Here is a 16,236-nt window from a genome sequence, read left to right on the forward strand (position 1 = left end):
AACGACCTAAGTCGCCTTACTCACCTATTTATATATACATAATTCTTATATTTCTTCTGGATTAATAGACCTTGTCACCATTAAAAATGGAATTCTTAACGATAACATAATCGACTTTACGAATGGCTTCTAATTTATTGCCCCCAGCATAAGAAATCGAGGACTGAAGATCCTGCTCCATCTCTCTCAAGGTTTCTGCTAAAGCGCCTTTGTGTTCGACAACTATTTTTTTGCCCTCAACATTCTTCTTTTCACCTTTTTGGTATTCAGAAGCGGAGCCAAAGTACTCTTTATACAGCTTTCCATCGATCTCGATGGTATCACCAGGAGATTCTTCATGCCCGGCAAATAGGGACCCGATCATGACCATAGAAGCGCCAAATCTAATAGATTTGGCGATATCCCCATGTGTCCGAATACCTCCGTCAGCGATAATAGGCTTACTTGCAGCTTTGGCACACAAGCGTAGTGCTGCTAATTGCCAGCCACCTGTTCCGAATCCTGTCTTAATCTTCGTGATACATACTTTCCCTGGCCCAATTCCCACTTTAGTAGCGTCGGCCCCAGCGTTCTCTAATTCTCTAACGCCTTCAGGAGTTCCCACGTTTCCGGCAATAACAAAACTAGCAGGTAAATACTGTTTAATATGTTTGATCATTCGAATAACAGCCTCGGAATGACCGTGTGCAATATCGATTGTAATGAATTCTGGAATCAACTGCTCGTTAGCTAATTGTTCAACGAAATCATATTCTTCTTCTTTGACTCCGACACTAATGGATGCGATTAATCCACGGGCGTGCATGTCTTTGATGAAAGACGTACGTTTCTCCGGTTCAAAACGATGCATAATGTAGAAGTAGCCATTTTCCGCTAAGTAGCTGGCGATCTTCTCATCTATGATGGTTTGCATATTTGCGGGTACTACAGGTAATTTAAAAGTATGACCACCTAAGGTGATTGTTGTATCACACTCCGAACGGCTATTTACGATACATTTTGCAGGAATTAACTGAATATCTTCATAATCGAATACTTTTTTCATTATATACACCTCTAAATGCGAACATTATAGTATTTTGGTTTGTTTATTGTTCGTCCACTTTGTAATGTACAGCATTCCGAACAAGAAGTCAAAATTCTAGTACATTATGGTGTGAATTGGACTTAATTATACAAACGATTTAGTGTACGGATTATGATTCATATAAAAAAATAGTTGTTTAGAGGTCATCGAGCGATTCAAGCTTTATAGACAAAGAAAAACCCCTTCTGCAGTTTGTTCAGCGGAAAGGGCTACATTTTTCTTTGGAATTTATTGTGCTTCTGCCTTGCTTACAGGCACCTGGATTTCATAAGTATCATCAATCCCTGCTAGTTTGACCTGAAGGGTTAATTCGAACTCATCCGGCAGCTGCTCACCTTCCTCGGGAATTATATCCACCAGAGCAGCATTCTTTTGTACAGTATGATCAGAATTGATGATTGGCATCACGCTCATTAAACTTCGCTCACCGTTCACCAGAACGATAAATTCTTCTGTCACCAGAAGACCTCTTTCCCGATTTTCCCAGTGTCCAATTAACTGATCGTCCGTCGTGGTTACTCCCTCGCGTTCAAGGGCAATCGACAGGCGGCTTCCATCGTGGTAAGCCTCAGAGACTTTCAGTGTTACTCCTTCATGGGTATCGCTGATGCCGAGCTTGGTAATAAGGCCATTCTCTGCAGCCAACTTCAGCCCATTATCCACGTTATTATTGAACAGACTGCCTATGACAGGAATTTGTCCCAGTGTATCTGCCATAGCGGGTGAGATAAAGCCAGTGCTGATAATCCCTAGACCAAGTGCAGCTGCTGTAGTGGCGGCGATTAATGTTTTCTTAAACATACGTCCTCGTTTAGTGGTTTTATTCATGGGATTCTCTCCTATCCGGTTCATAATTTGTGTACTAAGGCTATACTGTGGCGTCCCGGTTTCCCGGATCATGCTTTCAATTTGTTCCATTTGTCTGTCATTCGTTGGATTGCGCAAATAATCCGCCTGCCCTTCGTTGTTTATTGGCTTGTTCCATGAGCTTCTGGCGCAAGCGCTGATATTTTTTTCGTACGGTTGCTGCCTTACAGTCCATGATTTGACCAATCTCTTCAAAATTGTATTGCTCCACTGCTTTCAGCAATAGAATGTGCCTTTCCTCTGAAGTGAGATAGGTCAGTAACTCAGTTAAAGGCGATTCCGGCTCTGGAATGTGCTCCGTGGCTTCCTCCTGTTGTTTGAAGTACGATACAATCTTTAACCTTCGATGCTGTTTCTTTAGCAGGTTTAGGCTGTGATGATAGGCAAGCTTGTACAACCATGCAGAGAAGGAGACAGTAGGCTCATAACGGTGAATATCTTGATAAGCTTTGATGAATATTTCTTGAACGGCATCTTGAGCTTCTTCCCGGTTTTTGAGCAGATGATAGCAATAGATGTACATGGGTTTTTCAAATCTGTGGATGATAGATGTATAAGCCTCATGATTTCCCGACTTAACCAGTGAAACAGCGGCCTCTATTTGCTCTGTAGCAGCGCCGCTAGGTCTAGCTTCTTCCAAGCGATCACCTCCTTTGCTTTTCGTTTATATAACAATTTCAAGTCGTTGATTTGTGACATTGTTTTGTTTAGAATCTCAGAGACGTCGATAGTGACCTCTATGGAATTTGTAGCATCAGCATAAATGTCATTCCAACTCATGACCTTTTGTAACTAGTAAGGTCCCAGGGGGTTACACTATAATAAAGGTCAAGTCAGCACAGTATATAGGGGGCAATGTCTTGTTTAATCTGGTCAAACAGTGGTTCTGGTACGATTGGCTCGTCCTCCTGTTTCGGATTTGTTTTTCTACTTCTTTATTGATTACCATGTGTTATCTTTCGGATAATTTTACGATTCCTTTTTGGATCGCGTTTGTTTGGGGCTTGATCGCTTTTTCAGTGCCTTGGTTCTGTTTGCAGCTGCATTATAAATATTATCTGATTGCGGAGATCCTTCTATCGGGTGGTCTATGTTTATATTTGGCTGCGCTATTTCCTGAATCCTATGTAACTTTTTTACCTACTGCCTTTATGATTGCTAGCAATAGTGCACAGAAGTCTTATCGTTGGTCAGCACCGATTACGGTTATTTTGATTCCAATTCTGTTGTCTAGGTTGTCACAGCAAGTGGATGCTGTATCGATGATCTTGAATATTGGCTTGGTGTATACGCTTGGCTTCGCCTTTCATTTACTGATGGTCAATCACAAGCAGAGCGGAATCATTAAGGATCAGAATGCGGTCTTGGAGCAGTATATCTCACAAGTCGAGCGTATGACACTTCTGGAAGAACGAGATCGGTTGTCCAAAGATCTGCATGATACGGTGGGGCATTCTTATACATCCATTCTTATGGGGCTAGAGACTTTACGTACGGAGGTGAACACTTCGGACGGGGCGCAAAAGATAGATGCCTTGTTAAAACTAACTCGCCATGGCCTAGATGACGTTCGGAGATATTTGCACCAAGTGGGTTCTTCGCAGGATTCGTTGACGCTTATACAGTCTCTGCAGAAATTAGTGGATGATTTTCAAACCTTCTCTAAGGTTAAGATTCGCCTAAGAACGTTCGGAGAGGCCTACACAGTATCCAAGCAGGCTCAAATGACATTATACAGATGTCTCCAAGAGTCAATAACCAACGCTGTACGTCATGGTCAAGCCAGTGAAATTGTCATTAGTCTCCATTACGAAGAGAAGTTGATCCGGCTGGATGTGCAGGATAATGGATTAGGCGCAGAGGATTTAACAGCAGGGTTTGGTCTGAACGCGATGAAGGAACGAGCTTCTAACTTGCAAGGGCAAGTGTATGTTTATTCAAAGTTAGGAGAAGGGACCTTAGTGACCTGTAGTTTGCCGAGGCTTGAAGAGATACAGGAGGAAACGGTCCGCTTACTACTGGTAGATGATCAGCCTTATATCCGGGATAGTCTGCGAATTATTTTAGAGCAGGAACCCGATTTTGAGATCATAGGTTTAGCAGAGAATGGTGAGCAAGCAGTAAGCTTCTGCGAACAGGATCAACCTCACGTGGTGCTAATGGACTTAAATATGCCAGACATGGACGGTGCGGAAGCAACGAAGCTTATTAAGCAAAAGTGGCCAGGGGTACGCGTGCTGATCCTGACTACTTTTCAAGAAACAGATTTGGCAGTCGAAGCACTGCAAAACGGGGCAGATGGCTACTTGTTAAAGTCTACTGAAACGCAGGAGCTATTCGAAGGGATACGTCTCGTACATCGGGGTGTGAAGATGATAACACCAGCTATTACGAATGTATTAATTGATCATTATGAGATGCACCCAACATCTGAAGCGCAGACTGAGCAGAGTAATGAGTATGGGCTGACCCCGCGCGAGCTGGAAATTCTAGAATGCCTGTCAAAGGGCATGCGTTATAAGTCTATTGCAGCTAAATTGTATTTGTCCGATGGCACGGTGAGAAATTACGCTTCTACCATCTATGCTAAGCTAGGTGTACGGAATCGCGAAGAGGCTGTTGAGAAAGCCTTTGGTACTTTGGAATAACTAAAACCGAATGATCTGAAATTGAAGCGCGAGCACCTTGTTGTCTATATTCCCTTACGGGAGTAGGCAATAGGGTGCTTTTTTTGTATGAAAAACTGTCATATGACATTACGGCACTGGTCGATTTTACATCAGAAGCGCTAGCATGGGAGTTGCTTAGATGAACAAATTTTTATTGCAGAGAGGGAGAGAAGAAGATGAATCAAATGATCCGGAAACATGTGAGGAATTTCTGTTTCTTATTAATTACTTTTGCCACAGGGCTGTTTTACCTTTGCTTCTATTTGGTAGGCATCACCTTTGGAGTTGCAATGTCCTTCACCATAGTAGGGATTCCGATCCTTTATTATGTTTTGCGTTCTACCGAAACCTTTTTACAGCATGAGCGAATTCGAACGAAAATCTATACGGATATCTCCGTTCGCACGCTTCCAACCCGATCTCAAGAAGAAGGAAGCATGTGGGAAAGGGTTAGGGCAGAGTTTCTAAATGAACATAACTGGAGAGCGATTATAGGACTGATGCTGCAGGGTATTATCGGAATGCTCAGTCTAATATGTGCAACCCTTTTTTACTTGGCTCCTATTATTCTTTTGTTCGCACCTGTCTTGTACTTACTCGGCATCTCTTCTATATCGGTATTCGGGATTGAAAATAATACGCTGAGCATCTCACTTTTTTTCATGCTGTTAGGTGCGTTATTTCTATGGATAGGTGCTTATCTTGGAAACAGTCTGGTAAAGATGATCGGCAGGTATACGCGGCGTTTAGTAAAAGATTTTGCTAGAAGATAAACTTAAACGGGAAGAAGGAAGAATAATGGTAGCTTCAGTTTCATTTATAAAATTATTCTCGCAATCTCTTTGGATGATGTGGGAGAGCGTATTTGCTGTCATAACCAAATTTCGCAGTCAGTCTGTGCGCACATATGGGATATGTAAATTGGTAGTGGTGAAGTATCACGGGGAAAGTGTGGTCTGCCAAGATGGGCACCAGATACTTCCCGGTGATTGGGTGGGTGAGCTTCATCTGGATAATCGTCAGGTCGTGCAGCTGACACGTACATTTGGTGCAGATCGAGCGGGAATCCGTACTGCACGTATGCTCCGTGAGGCTATGAAGGAGATCAGTCGTGATCTGGACAACAATCCAGAACTAAGCAAAGTGCAGGCGTTAACGGGGATTACGCTACTTCACCGCGGAATCATTCATGGCATAGGGTTTGAGCAGCATCCTATCAAGTCCAAATGGCAGCGGCGATGGTTCGGAATCTATCTTCGGTTCTTACTTCGGATGCTGCATCCTGAGGGGAAACATCGCGTTGAGGACAGCACGGAGAAGTTGTCTCCTAAGATGCTCGTGCTTAGTAAGCAGTCTTTGAAAGCACGGTTTGCTCCTCGAAGGAAAGAGGCGGTTTCCTGATGCTAACGTTCATTATTCTAGCTATAGATATAATTGTTCTCTTTATGATCGTTCCTTTTGTGATTACCCGCATTTGGGGATGGGGAGTTCATACGGAAGGAGGAGCCGCGAAGGAAATTGCTTTTACGTTCGATGATGGCCCAGATCCTTGTTATACACCTGAACTACTGGACTTGTTACATGAGCATGACGTTAAAGCGACCTTCTTCGTATTAGGCAAAAAGGCTGAGCAATACCCGGATATAATCGAGCGAATGCACCGGGAAGGACATCAGATCGGCATTCATAATTATGCGCATACGCCTAATTGGATCTACTCCCCATGGACGAATAGACGGAAGCAAGTAGATCGAACTGCTGATATTGTGGAACGAATCACAGGCGAACGTCCTATCTTTTACCGCCCGCCTTGGGGCCTTCTGAATCTAGGGGATCTCTTTTTAATCAGGAAGACTTATCGGATCGTGTTGTGGTCTGTCATGGTCGGAGACTGGAAAGCGTCAGTTAGTGCAGAGCAATTAAAGCATGCCTTATTAAAAAAAATTAAACCAGGCTCCATCATCGTTCTTCACGACAGTGGAGATACGCCTTGGGCAGATGAAGAAGCGCCATTGAACATGATCACAGGACTGGAAGAGGTCTTAAAGGAGATTCCTAGAAGGGGGTTAAAGGGCCTGCGGGTGGATGAGCTGCTCAACAAGGAAGCTAGTCGTATTGGAGAAGCTAGATCCAGAGTCAACCATCACGGTCAGATTAATCTGTAGCTATGGATGACATGATGTCACTAGATTGGAAGGGAAATCCGACATTGAAAAAGAAAACCGTTCGAACTATCGTTATGACCGTTGCTGTAGTATACATGGTGTTGATTTTTGCAGGTCTATGTATGTATACATTTTCTGAGTTTAATGAAATTCTCAGTCATGAAGTTGAACAAAAGCTTAACTATAAGGTGGAGCTTACTTCTACTAAACTAAATAGTCGATTCTCGAATGATTTCGAGAAGAGCTTGGCTGGAATGAGGGAGGATGCAGGTTATTATTTTGTCATAGATAAAGCTGGTCGATATGTAGCAAGCCAGAACCCTAAGCACGTTATAGGCAAAGCTATATCTGATGAACCGGACATACAGCTGCAAAAGGTCGGTCAGGTCATAGCACAATCTACGGGAACTAGTGGTACGGAGAACTCGAAGAATGTCTATGCCTTTACAAGAATCGGCGATACAGATTATAAGTTAGTGCTGGTGATGCCTGTAAAACAGATTTTGGAGCCTATGATGGATAACCAATATTTAATTATAAGCGGTTTTGTTATCGCTCTGATTATTTTTATTGTCTTACTCTTCATTATCTTAACCCGCCTTATTGTAGGACCGCTTCGCAGAATCAATGAGCATGTAATGGAGCTTGTTGAACACGGAGGCGATCTGACTAAGAAGCTGGACATGAAGCGAAATGATGAGATTGGGATGTTGGCGTATTCTATGAATCAGTTTCTGGATAACATTCGGGCCATCGTCAGGAATGTCACGTCACAGGCCAATCATCTGAATGAAAATGCAGGGATACTTCAAGTTTCAGCAGAGCAGACAAATGAGACATCCAAGCAAATCACAACGATTATTACGGATATGGCTGTGAGGTCGACGGAGCAAGCAGAACATGTGCGGCAAGTACTCACGATGATGGAACGGACAGTTGAAATCTCCGAGGAAATTATGCAGGAGACGGTAAATACAGTTCACGATTCCAATCATTTAATAAAAGCCGTGCAAACTGGCCAGCGTGCAAACCAGGCATCTGTAGATCATTTGGAAACTATGGTTAGTTCCATTGAAAACTCAACAGAAACCATTGCACAGCTGAACAACCGATCCAGCCAAATCGGTGAGATTATTCTCGTGATTTCCGAATTAGCCAGTCAGACGAATCTACTCGCGCTTAATGCAGCCATTGAAGCGGCCCGCGCTGGAGAGCAAGGGAAAGGTTTTGCAGTAGTTGCAGGAGAGATCCGTAAGCTTGCTGAAGGTTCCGAAAGAGCAGCCGAGCAGATTGCCAAGCTTGTTGGCGCGATTCAAGCGGATACGAATGCAGCGGTCAAAACGATGGAATCAAGTCAACAAGTGGTCAATCAACAGAATGACTTAGTATTACAAGGGCAACAATCCCTAGAGGAGATCGTACAGAAGGTTGATCTAACGACCCAAAGCACGCTGCGCATTCAAGGCATATTTGGTGAGTTATCTACCATGTCACATCAATCATTGAAGGCGCTAGTGCAATCTTCGCAGCTCATTGATCAGTCGGCATCTTCCTCACAGGAAGTAGCGGCTTCCACGGAGGAGCAACTTGCGACTATCGATGAGATGACGACCAGACTTAGAGAACTCAGCGAGTTATCTGTATTTTTAAAGTTAGAAGTTGGGATATTTACGATATAGTCTTATGCTAAAAACCTTTCAAACATTTTTATATAGGAAGGGCTATGGTACCATTTAGGATAAAGTGGTTCGCACCTATATTAAATCGTTGAGAAAAGGATGGGGTAGCATGTTGAATGCTTCTTACTGGTTAACCAATATAAGATTAGAGCAGGGTTATGTTATTGAGGATGGACAAGTGGTTGGTACGGATACGGAGGTTTGTCATATCCGAATTGACGGAGATAAGATTTCAGAAGTGGTTGGAGCGGACGTAGAGCTTCAGAGTCATCTACCTAAATATGACTGCAAAGGGTTATTGATGCTTCCTTCTTTTGAGGAGGCGCATATCCATTTAGATAAAACATATTTCGCTGGACCCTGGAAAGCGGCAAAGCCTGCGGCCGGTGTCTTCGAACGCATTGAGGAAGAGAAGGTATTATTGCCTAAGCTGCTGCCTATGGCGAGACAACAAGCGGAGAGCATCTTGACGCTTATACAGCGTTTCGGTGCGACACATGTGCGTAGTCATTGTAATATTGAGCCTGTCAGCGGTCTGAAGCGTTTAGAAGCAACCCTGCAAGCTTTGGATACCTTCTCCGGAAAAATTTCATCTGAAATTGTAGCTTTTCCGCAGCATGGTCTGCTTCGCTCTAATTCTGTTGAATTAGTAAAGCAATCTCTGGCAGAGGGGGCAACCTATGTAGGTGGTGTCGATCCATACTCCGTGGATGGAGATATCGAGAAGTCACTCCGGACCATGGTCGAGCTAGCGGTAATGAATAATGCTGGCATTGATCTTCACTTACATGATGGAAAAGAAGCAGGAAAACAGACATTGTCGCGTTTGGCTGATCTCACAGAAGAAGCTGGCTTACAGGGCAAGGTGACCGTTAGTCACGCATTCTGGTTCGCAGGTGCTCCGCAGCAGGAAACAGAAGAAATGGCTACACGGATGGCATCACTTGGTATGGGTATTGCATCCACAGTTCCTATTGGAAGAATGATGATGCCATTACCGATGCTGCACAGCCAAGGTGTACAAGTGAAACTGGCAACAGACAGCCTTACGGATCACTGGTCTCCTTTTGGAAATGGAGATCCATTGGAGAAGGCGGGACGGTACGCAGAGTTATATGGGTGTAGTGATGAACGGTCACTATCGCAATCCCTTAGATTCATAACAGGAGGGATAACGCCTCTTAATCTTAAGGGTGAACAGGTATGGCCAAAAGTAGGAAACACTGCAAGCTTTGTGTTACTGCATGCCAGCTGCTCGGCCGAAGCAGTAGCAAGAAGAGCGGACCGTCAAGCGGTATGGTTCGAAGGGCGTCTCGTGAGTGGATCATTATAGGGATATGAGAGGTGGATGACATGCTCATCTCTAACCATTTACAACAGTATAAAGCAGCGATGCTCTCTCTTCCGAAGGGAACCGCGCTATCGAAAGACGATCTGCAGGTGGATGAGCTTCTAATGAAGCGATGCGGGAAGCTTGAAATGTACTATGCACCCCACAATGAATACATCAATCCCTCTGCAAAGGTGATTATTATCGGGCTAACACCCGGTTTTACACAAATGAGAATAGCCATACAAGAAGCAGTCATTGGGTTGAAAGCCGGGTTTTCAGATGAAGAGGTATGCAGAAAAGCAAAAGAAGCGGCGAGATTCGCAGGCTCCATGAGGAGGACGTTAATTCGCATGCTAGATATACTTGGCCTTCATCAGTATTTGAACCTTACCTCTTGTGACCAATTGTTTCAGGAGCAGCAAACGAATTTGCATACCACCTCTTTACTGCGTTTTCCTGTATTTGTAGAGAAGAAAAATTATAGTGGGGCACATCCTAAGCTGCGATCAGATTCATTCCTTAGAGAATGTGCATTATTGTCGTTAGAGCAGGAGCTGGGCATCCTGAGCCAAGCTTTAATTATTCCTTTAGGAAAAACGGTGGAGGAAATGCTTCAGCTGTTGGTATCTGAGGATAAGCTCGATGATCACCGCTGTTTATGGGGATTTCCTCATCCTTCTGGAGCGAACGGACATAGATTTAAACAGTTTGCCAGCCAGCGAGATAACATGACAAAGACGCTCCAAGATCATTTATGGAACGGCTGAGTGATCAATCTTATCGCAACATTTGTTCTGGACCTTCCGTCAAGAATGATAGAGTAACACAATTTCATTCATCTCAGGAGGTATAATTCACTATGAAAACATTCAAAGTAATCGGAGCGGTTCTGGCTGGCACGCTCATAGCATCGAACGTCATCTCTGCTGCCCCAATCCAGCCAGCTCCAGTCACACCAGCGGCTAATTCCTCAGCGCCGCAGGATTCTTATGGTGGTCTGAAATATGTGCTAGTCATTGATGGTAACGGCTTCTCCCCAGTCGATGTTCCGCTATACGTAGGTTCAAGTAAGGAAGTTATGATCCCTATCCGTACAGCAACGGAAGCGCTTGGATATAAGTTAACATGGACTCAAAGCCTTCAATCGCTAGGCCTTGAGAAAGAAAGCCAGTCGATATCCTTTCAAATTGCAAAAGATGCTTACCGTAATGGCACATCAATTCATTCGCTAGGTGCTGTACCAGAGCTAAAGAACGGTAAAACCTATGTTCCATTATCTTTCTTCGAAAAAGTATTGGAGCTTGAAGTAGTCGCAGGACCAACTGGAACCATATCGATTAATTCCAAGGAACAAGGAAATGGAGAGACTGCCTCAGACACGATCAAGCAAGGATCAATCACTAGTATCTATAAGGGCGAGAAAAATGCTGAAATCGGCCTCAACGGCTATGGTCATGGCGTTCGCTTAGGCATTTCTGATGAAACGGAAATCGTATCTGCTGATAATAAGAAGCTAACCTTTGCTGATCTGCAGCTAGGCATGTCCATCGAGGTTGAGCACAGTATGGTCATGGCTATGAGCATGCCGCCATTGGCGGGCGCGATCAAGATTGTTGTGAAAGACCAAGCTCCGGATCAGCAGACCCTGGGAACGGTTGGCGTGATCGAAGAGGTTACTTCTTCAGATAATGGCATGACCCGCGTTGTAATTAAAGGCGATAAGCTCAGTGATTCTTCCTTCGAGACGATTGTTCTAAATACTACAGACACTACGACTATTCTCGGCACGAAAGATAATCAGAAGATTGCCACAAGTGAGCTGAAAAAAGGTGACAAAGTGTATGCGTTCTACGGTCCGATGTTAACCAAGAGCTTGCCACCTATCGGCCAAGCGACCAAAATCGTTGTAGAAAACTAATTTACATGAAATCGAAGAAATAACGGATGACATGGAAAAAGACCGGCGAGGTGTAGGTCAAGCTGTCTACACGGCTTAAATAGCTTTCTTTTAAAGCTACGAATTTATCACCATCACCGATGAGCAAATCTCGCTTCAGCACGGAAACCGTTAAGCTACCCAAGAAGCCGCTCAAACTGATTAACATGCCTGACAGGAAACCGAAAATTGGGTTGAGCGGCGTCAGGTAGGGATAGATCAAATAGGAGACCCCGGTTGTTACGACAAATGCACAGGCAAAACCTTCCCAGGTCAAATACGGGTTGGCAGTTGGGACCACTTTGCGCTTTCCCATATAGAGGGATGCGAGATAGTGGACCACATCATTCAGCTGTGTCAGCACTACTAGGAATAATACAAGCCCCGCCCCATACTCCGGTGTAGCAAATTGAAAATAGGCTAAGTGACTAAGTCCGAAAACCATCAGCATTAATCCCCACTGGGTTGAACTAACACTACGCAGGAAGCCAACGGTCCCTTTATTAATAAGCCTAGGTAGCGGTAGGAGTAAGAAAACATAGACTGGAATAAACACAATAAACATCCCGTACCACTCGATATAAATCCAGTAGAACTGTAGAGGAATGGATAAGTACGCCCACAGAAATAATCTGCGGTCGGATTTTCGTGACTTTATCATGGAGAAATATTCTTTGAGTGCGAAGAAGGTCAGCACCATTAGTGCCAACAGTGAGACGACTGGATTAAAGAGAGTAGCTAAACAAAAGATAAAAAGCATGCCCCACCAGGTTTTGATGCGGAAGCCGATACCCGTATAGTCTTTACTGGGCTGTAATTTGCCTATAACTACATACATCAAGTGAATGGCCGATAAGGCCGCAAAAATCAGGATTACCGTTAATAGAGAGCGGTCGATAGCTAATCACCAACTTGTCGTAGAGTAGATTCCATTAATGGGTTCATATGTTATTATGAAGGAAACGTTCAATCTTGATAAGGGGAAAATTGTAAATGGCAGATGATCCATCGGTCTTTATCTTGCTTACGAACACCGGAACGCTCTTTACGAAGCTTATCCAAGGCTACACGAGAGCTCCTTATAATCATGCCTCGATCTCCTTTAATCGGGAGCTTTCCGAGTTATATAGCTTTGGCAGAAAGCACCCAAGCAACCCTCTAAACGGAGGGTTCGTGAAGGAGAATATTAAGACAGGCACGTTCAGCAAATATCCAAATACGACGTGTGTTCTATATGAACTTCAAGTTACAGCCCGTGAAGTGGAGAAAATGGAGCGGGTACTCAAAGTCTTTATCCGAAGCCGGCAAAAGTACCTCTATAATATTCTCGGCGTGATTGGTATCGCACTGAAAGAACCTGTCGAATTCAGCAACTCCTACTTCTGCTCACAGTTTGTAGCGGAAATTCTGGAGAGGTCTGGCATTAAGCTATGGAACAAGCTGCCCGCGCTCGTAACGCCCGATGATTTTCGGCAAAGCGATCGGCTGAAGCTGATTTATCGAGGCAAATTAAGTGAGTACGAACCTAAAAGCTAAGGGAGAGTATTGGGATGAATAACAAAGAACGTTTCTCAAATCGGGTAGATTCGTATGTGAAATATCGCCCGAGTTACCCTAAAGAAGCCATTGATTATTTATACAATACGATTGGGCTAAAACCGAATTGTGATATTGCGGATATTGGCGCAGGAACAGGAATATTTTCGGCACTGCTTCTGGAGCGCGGGAGTCGTGTGACTGCCGTTGAACCAAATCCGGAAATGCGTACAGCTGCGGAGGAGATGCTCGCAAAGGATAACCATTTTCGCGCATTGCCTGGGTCTGCCGAGAAGACAGAATTGCCAGACCAGTCTGTAGACTTTATCGTATGTGCCCAGGCGTTTCACTGGTTTGATAGGGACGCAGCGCAATTAGAATTCAAGCGGATTCTTAAACCGGGTGGAAAGGCAGTTCTGATATGGAATTCTCGGCGTACTTACGGTACCCCATTCCTGGAGGAATATGAGCAGCTTGTGCAAACCTTCGGCACCGACTACACTGGGGTTAATCATAAGAACATTACTCCTGAAATCCTTAGCTCCTTTTTTAAGGCAGGGCAGATGCAAGTAGCGCACTTTAGCAATCAGCAGGTGTTTGATTTCGAGGGATTAAGCGGACGGGCGAGATCATCTTCCTACATTCCAGCCCCCGGAGATCCACATTTCGAGAGTATGATGACGGAGCTGAGGAACCTATTTGAACGAAATAAACAGGATGATAAAGTATTTTTTGAATATGAGACCGAGGTCTATTGGGGCGAAGTATAGTATATGATCAGCATATTAAAAAGACTCAAATCCTAGTGATAACAGGGATTGAGTCTTTTTTTACTTTTAGTTATGAAAGATGAACGTAAAAGGTGGTGGATTCGCCGACCGTGCTTTTGGCGTAAATTTTTCCTTTATGTTGTTCAATGATGGATTTGGCAATCGCCAGCCCTAGGCCATAACCCCCTTGTGTACGCGCTCGGGAAGCATTCGTACGGTAGAAACGGTCAAAGATTCTCGCTAAGTGCTCCGGTGCAATGCCCTCACCCGTATTGGTGACCGATAACACCATATCATTATGGTGGTTTTTAAGGGATAAAGTGACTGAGCCTTTAGGATTCGTATATTTTACAGCGTTGTCTAAAAGGATCATAATCACTTGTTTAATTTGTTCACTATTCCCTAGCACGATCAGGTTAGGTTCAATGTCATATTCAAGCGAAATATGCTTTTCGAAGATAACAGCTTCCATTGTTAAAATAATATTCTCAACCGCTTCGCTCAAATTGAATTTCGAATAGATCAGGGTCGATCTGGAATCGTCCATCTCGGTTAGGTATAGCAGATCATTGGTCAGACGGGTCATTCTCTCTGTTTCCGACTTGATATAGTGCAGCCACTTCGATTGATTGTGAATAGTATCATCACTGTTGGAGAGAAGAACATCCGCATTGGTGTTAATAATGGTCAACGGCGTCTTCAATTCATGGGAAGCATCGGCAATAAACTGCTTCTGTTTATTAAAAGCCTCCTTCACCGGTGCGATAGACCGATTAGCGAAAAACCGGCTTGTGAAGTATAAAATAATTAGCATCACCGAGCCAACTACAGAGAAGGTATAGATTAGATTGGTGAGGATTTTCTGCTGGGCAGTGATGTCCAGAAATACAAGCATCGCTCCATCATTCGTATGCTGGATGTTGAAGATCCATTTGCTGCTGTCCAAGGTGAACCTTCCGGTATCTTTATCAGCACTTAGAGCCTCTTGCAGAGCTGTAGTATAAAAATCATCATCCATCGTAAATTTGGAATCTTTCCCGATGAGGTTCGACGCTGTATCTATCTTCAGCATAAATGAGACAGACCGTTCCGGAGGTGGAGTTCCGTTATCGATACGTTTATTATCAGCATGGGGTAACTGGGAACTTCCCTTAGTTGAGCCCATTCGTCCTGTATCACCGCCGGGAGACTTGTAGTTCTCCATAATTCTGTGAAGATCCATCTGAATATTGTTTTGGACATCTTGGTACGTAATGACATAAATCGAGATGAAAGCCACCAGCATTATTACGGATATAGTTACTAGGTTAACAATAAGAAATCGATTTCTGAGCTTCGTGAACATTAGGCTGTCACCTCTAATACATACCCTACATTTCTGATCGTACTAATGCGTACAGTGGAATTTAAGAAGGTCAATTTTTTTCTCAAAAAAGAAATATACACTTCTACATTGTTGTGCTCTGCCTCCGAATCAAACCCCCATAACTTCTCAATAATTTGTTCCTTGGAGGTTACGGCTTGTTTCCTCAGAATCAGAAGCTCCAATAATTCACTTTCCTTAAGATTCAGCTTGATCTCTTTGCCACCTACGGTAAGCTTCAGAGTCGATGTATTCAATTCAATATCCCCGAACTTTAAAGCATCATCTGGAATAACCTCGTTTTTACGTCTTAGTACAGCCCTTATTCGTGCCAGTAAGATCTCCGAGGAAAAAGGTTTGGCGATATAATCATCAGCCCCATAGTCTAGTCCAGTGACCATATCTGTTATCTCACCCTTTGCTGTAAGCAGGATAACGGGAGTGGATACCCCCTTCTTACGCAGCGACTTGAGGACGCTAACCCCATCCATCTCAGGCAGCATAATATCGAGCAGCAGCAAATCATAAATTCCGCTCAGTGCATAATCCAGACCCGATCTACCGTCATGGACTGCGTCCACCGAATAATTATGTTTTTTTAATATTTGAGTTAAGGCTTCGGCGAGATGAAGCTCGTCTTCTACGATTAATATTCTCATGGTTCTGCCATCCCCTACATAAAACGAGTATTTGTTATTGAGGTCATTATATCAGTATTACCTTTACTGAACCTTAATGAAGGTTGGTATAGAACTGTATTGTGAAAATTGAACAGGTGGCAAGTAACGGAGGGGAATTTTGGAACTGTAGGAGCAATAGCGTCCGCCTTTG

At 43.8% G+C, this 16,236-nt stretch carries 16 protein-coding genes; 10 read left to right on the top strand and 6 right to left on the bottom strand.

What is annotated here, in order from left to right; translation table 11 throughout:
• Positions 1 to 61: 61 nt before the first annotated feature.
• The 3 genes from guaC to CA598_RS03060 all read right to left on the bottom strand — a co-directional run bounded on the left by guaC (position 62) and on the right by CA598_RS03060 (position 2,594).
• Complete coding sequence (guaC, locus tag CA598_RS03050) at positions 62 to 1,045, bottom strand: GMP reductase (protein WP_094875326.1); 984 nt, start codon at positions 1,043 to 1,045, stop codon at positions 62 to 64.
• 270 nt (positions 1,046 to 1,315) lie between these two features.
• Positions 1,316 to 1,915 (bottom strand): DUF4179 domain-containing protein, encoded by a 600-nt coding sequence (locus tag CA598_RS03055; protein ID WP_179283569.1) that lies wholly within the window; start codon positions 1,913 to 1,915, stop codon positions 1,316 to 1,318.
• A gap of 97 nt (positions 1,916 to 2,012) precedes the next feature.
• Positions 2,013 to 2,594 carry an RNA polymerase sigma factor gene (locus CA598_RS03060; protein WP_256990334.1) on the bottom strand — a complete coding sequence of 194 codons (582 nt, stop codon included), beginning with the start codon at positions 2,592 to 2,594 and terminating at the stop codon, positions 2,013 to 2,015.
• A gap of 220 nt (positions 2,595 to 2,814) precedes the next feature.
• Here CA598_RS03060 and CA598_RS03065 point away from each other — a divergent pair, with 220 nt between their 5' ends.
• From CA598_RS03065 to CA598_RS03100, 8 genes are all read left to right on the top strand, one after another.
• On the top strand, positions 2,815 to 4,602 hold the full coding sequence (locus CA598_RS03065) for a helix-turn-helix transcriptional regulator (RefSeq protein ID WP_094875330.1): 1,788 nt from the start codon (positions 2,815 to 2,817) through the stop codon (positions 4,600 to 4,602).
• A 197-nt stretch (positions 4,603 to 4,799) separates the two neighbouring features.
• Positions 4,800 to 5,396 (top strand): sensor domain-containing protein, encoded by a 597-nt coding sequence (locus CA598_RS03070; protein WP_094875332.1) that lies wholly within the window; start codon positions 4,800 to 4,802, stop codon positions 5,394 to 5,396.
• Positions 5,397 to 5,421: 25 nt separating this feature from the next.
• Positions 5,422 to 6,024: a YkoP family protein gene (locus CA598_RS03075; protein WP_094868444.1), complete on the top strand. Its 603-nt coding sequence runs from the start codon at positions 5,422 to 5,424 to the stop codon at positions 6,022 to 6,024.
• Positions 6,024 to 6,788, top strand: coding sequence for a polysaccharide deacetylase family protein (locus CA598_RS03080; protein WP_094875334.1), 765 nt, complete (start codon positions 6,024 to 6,026; stop codon positions 6,786 to 6,788). Before CA598_RS03075 ends, CA598_RS03080 begins: the two co-directional genes overlap by 1 nt.
• Positions 6,789 to 6,832: 44 nt before the next feature.
• Complete coding sequence (locus tag CA598_RS03085; protein ID WP_179283570.1) at positions 6,833 to 8,467, top strand: methyl-accepting chemotaxis protein; 1,635 nt, start codon at positions 6,833 to 6,835, stop codon at positions 8,465 to 8,467.
• 109 nt (positions 8,468 to 8,576) lie between these two features.
• Complete coding sequence (locus CA598_RS03090; protein ID WP_143812377.1) at positions 8,577 to 9,800, top strand: amidohydrolase; 1,224 nt, start codon at positions 8,577 to 8,579, stop codon at positions 9,798 to 9,800.
• A gap of 20 nt (positions 9,801 to 9,820) precedes the next feature.
• Positions 9,821 to 10,567, top strand: a complete 747-nt coding sequence (locus tag CA598_RS03095) for a uracil-DNA glycosylase family protein (RefSeq protein ID WP_094875337.1) — start codon at positions 9,821 to 9,823, stop codon at positions 10,565 to 10,567.
• A gap of 92 nt (positions 10,568 to 10,659) precedes the next feature.
• The gene (locus CA598_RS03100; RefSeq protein WP_094875338.1) at positions 10,660 to 11,718 is read left to right on the top strand and encodes a copper amine oxidase N-terminal domain-containing protein; all 1,059 of its coding nucleotides are present in this window, start codon (positions 10,660 to 10,662) and stop codon (positions 11,716 to 11,718) included.
• Between the two features lies 1 nt (position 11,719).
• Here the strand turns inward: CA598_RS03100 and CA598_RS03105 are convergent, their stop codons facing one another.
• Positions 11,720 to 12,634 carry a phosphatidate cytidylyltransferase gene (locus CA598_RS03105; protein WP_042192888.1) on the bottom strand — a complete coding sequence of 305 codons (915 nt, stop codon included), beginning with the start codon at positions 12,632 to 12,634 and terminating at the stop codon, positions 11,720 to 11,722.
• 95 nt (positions 12,635 to 12,729) lie between these two features.
• On the opposite strand from CA598_RS03105, the gene CA598_RS03110 reads away from it, so the two are divergent.
• A complete protein-coding gene (locus CA598_RS03110; RefSeq protein WP_094868438.1) occupies positions 12,730 to 13,272 on the top strand; it encodes a hypothetical protein in 543 nt (180 codons plus the stop codon).
• A 14-nt stretch (positions 13,273 to 13,286) separates the two neighbouring features.
• Positions 13,287 to 14,042, top strand: coding sequence for a class I SAM-dependent methyltransferase (locus CA598_RS03115; RefSeq protein ID WP_094875340.1), 756 nt, complete (start codon positions 13,287 to 13,289; stop codon positions 14,040 to 14,042).
• A gap of 70 nt (positions 14,043 to 14,112) precedes the next feature.
• Here CA598_RS03115 and CA598_RS03120 read toward each other — a convergent pair whose 3' ends face one another.
• On the bottom strand, positions 14,113 to 15,387 hold the full coding sequence (locus tag CA598_RS03120; RefSeq protein ID WP_094875341.1) for a sensor histidine kinase: 1,275 nt from the start codon (positions 15,385 to 15,387) through the stop codon (positions 14,113 to 14,115).
• Entirely contained in the window at positions 15,387 to 16,064 is a 678-nt protein-coding gene (locus CA598_RS03125; protein WP_094868435.1) for a response regulator transcription factor, read from the bottom strand. The genes CA598_RS03120 and CA598_RS03125 overlap by 1 nt, the downstream gene beginning before the upstream one ends.
• Positions 16,065 to 16,236: the final 172 nt, after the last annotated feature.

This window comes from Paenibacillus sp. VTT E-133291, assembly GCF_002264395.1.
GTDB lineage: Bacteria > Bacillota > Bacilli > Paenibacillales > Paenibacillaceae > Paenibacillus_AQ > Paenibacillus_AQ nitricinens.

Coding starts and splice junctions, on each gene's coding strand:
- CA598_RS03110 (WP_094868438.1), top strand. CDS start 12,730: ATGGCAGATGATCCATCGGTCTTTATCTTGCTTACGAACACCGGAACG.
- CA598_RS03100 (WP_094875338.1), top strand. CDS start 10,660: ATGAAAACATTCAAAGTAATCGGAGCGGTTCTGGCTGGCACGCTCATA.
- CA598_RS03095 (WP_094875337.1), top strand. CDS start 9,821: ATGCTCATCTCTAACCATTTACAACAGTATAAAGCAGCGATGCTCTCT.
- CA598_RS03070 (WP_094875332.1), top strand. CDS start 4,800: ATGAATCAAATGATCCGGAAACATGTGAGGAATTTCTGTTTCTTATTA.
- CA598_RS03075 (WP_094868444.1), top strand. CDS start 5,422: ATGGTAGCTTCAGTTTCATTTATAAAATTATTCTCGCAATCTCTTTGG.
- CA598_RS03090 (WP_143812377.1), top strand. CDS start 8,577: ATGTTGAATGCTTCTTACTGGTTAACCAATATAAGATTAGAGCAGGGT.
- CA598_RS03080 (WP_094875334.1), top strand. CDS start 6,024: ATGCTAACGTTCATTATTCTAGCTATAGATATAATTGTTCTCTTTATG.
- CA598_RS03120 (WP_094875341.1), bottom strand. CDS start 15,387: ATGTTCACGAAGCTCAGAAATCGATTTCTTATTGTTAACCTAGTAACT.
- CA598_RS03125 (WP_094868435.1), bottom strand. CDS start 16,064: ATGAGAATATTAATCGTAGAAGACGAGCTTCATCTCGCCGAAGCCTTA.
- guaC (WP_094875326.1), bottom strand. CDS start 1,045: ATGAAAAAAGTATTCGATTATGAAGATATTCAGTTAATTCCTGCAAAA.
- CA598_RS03115 (WP_094875340.1), top strand. CDS start 13,287: ATGAATAACAAAGAACGTTTCTCAAATCGGGTAGATTCGTATGTGAAA.
- CA598_RS03055 (WP_179283569.1), bottom strand. CDS start 1,915: ATGAATAAAACCACTAAACGAGGACGTATGTTTAAGAAAACATTAATC.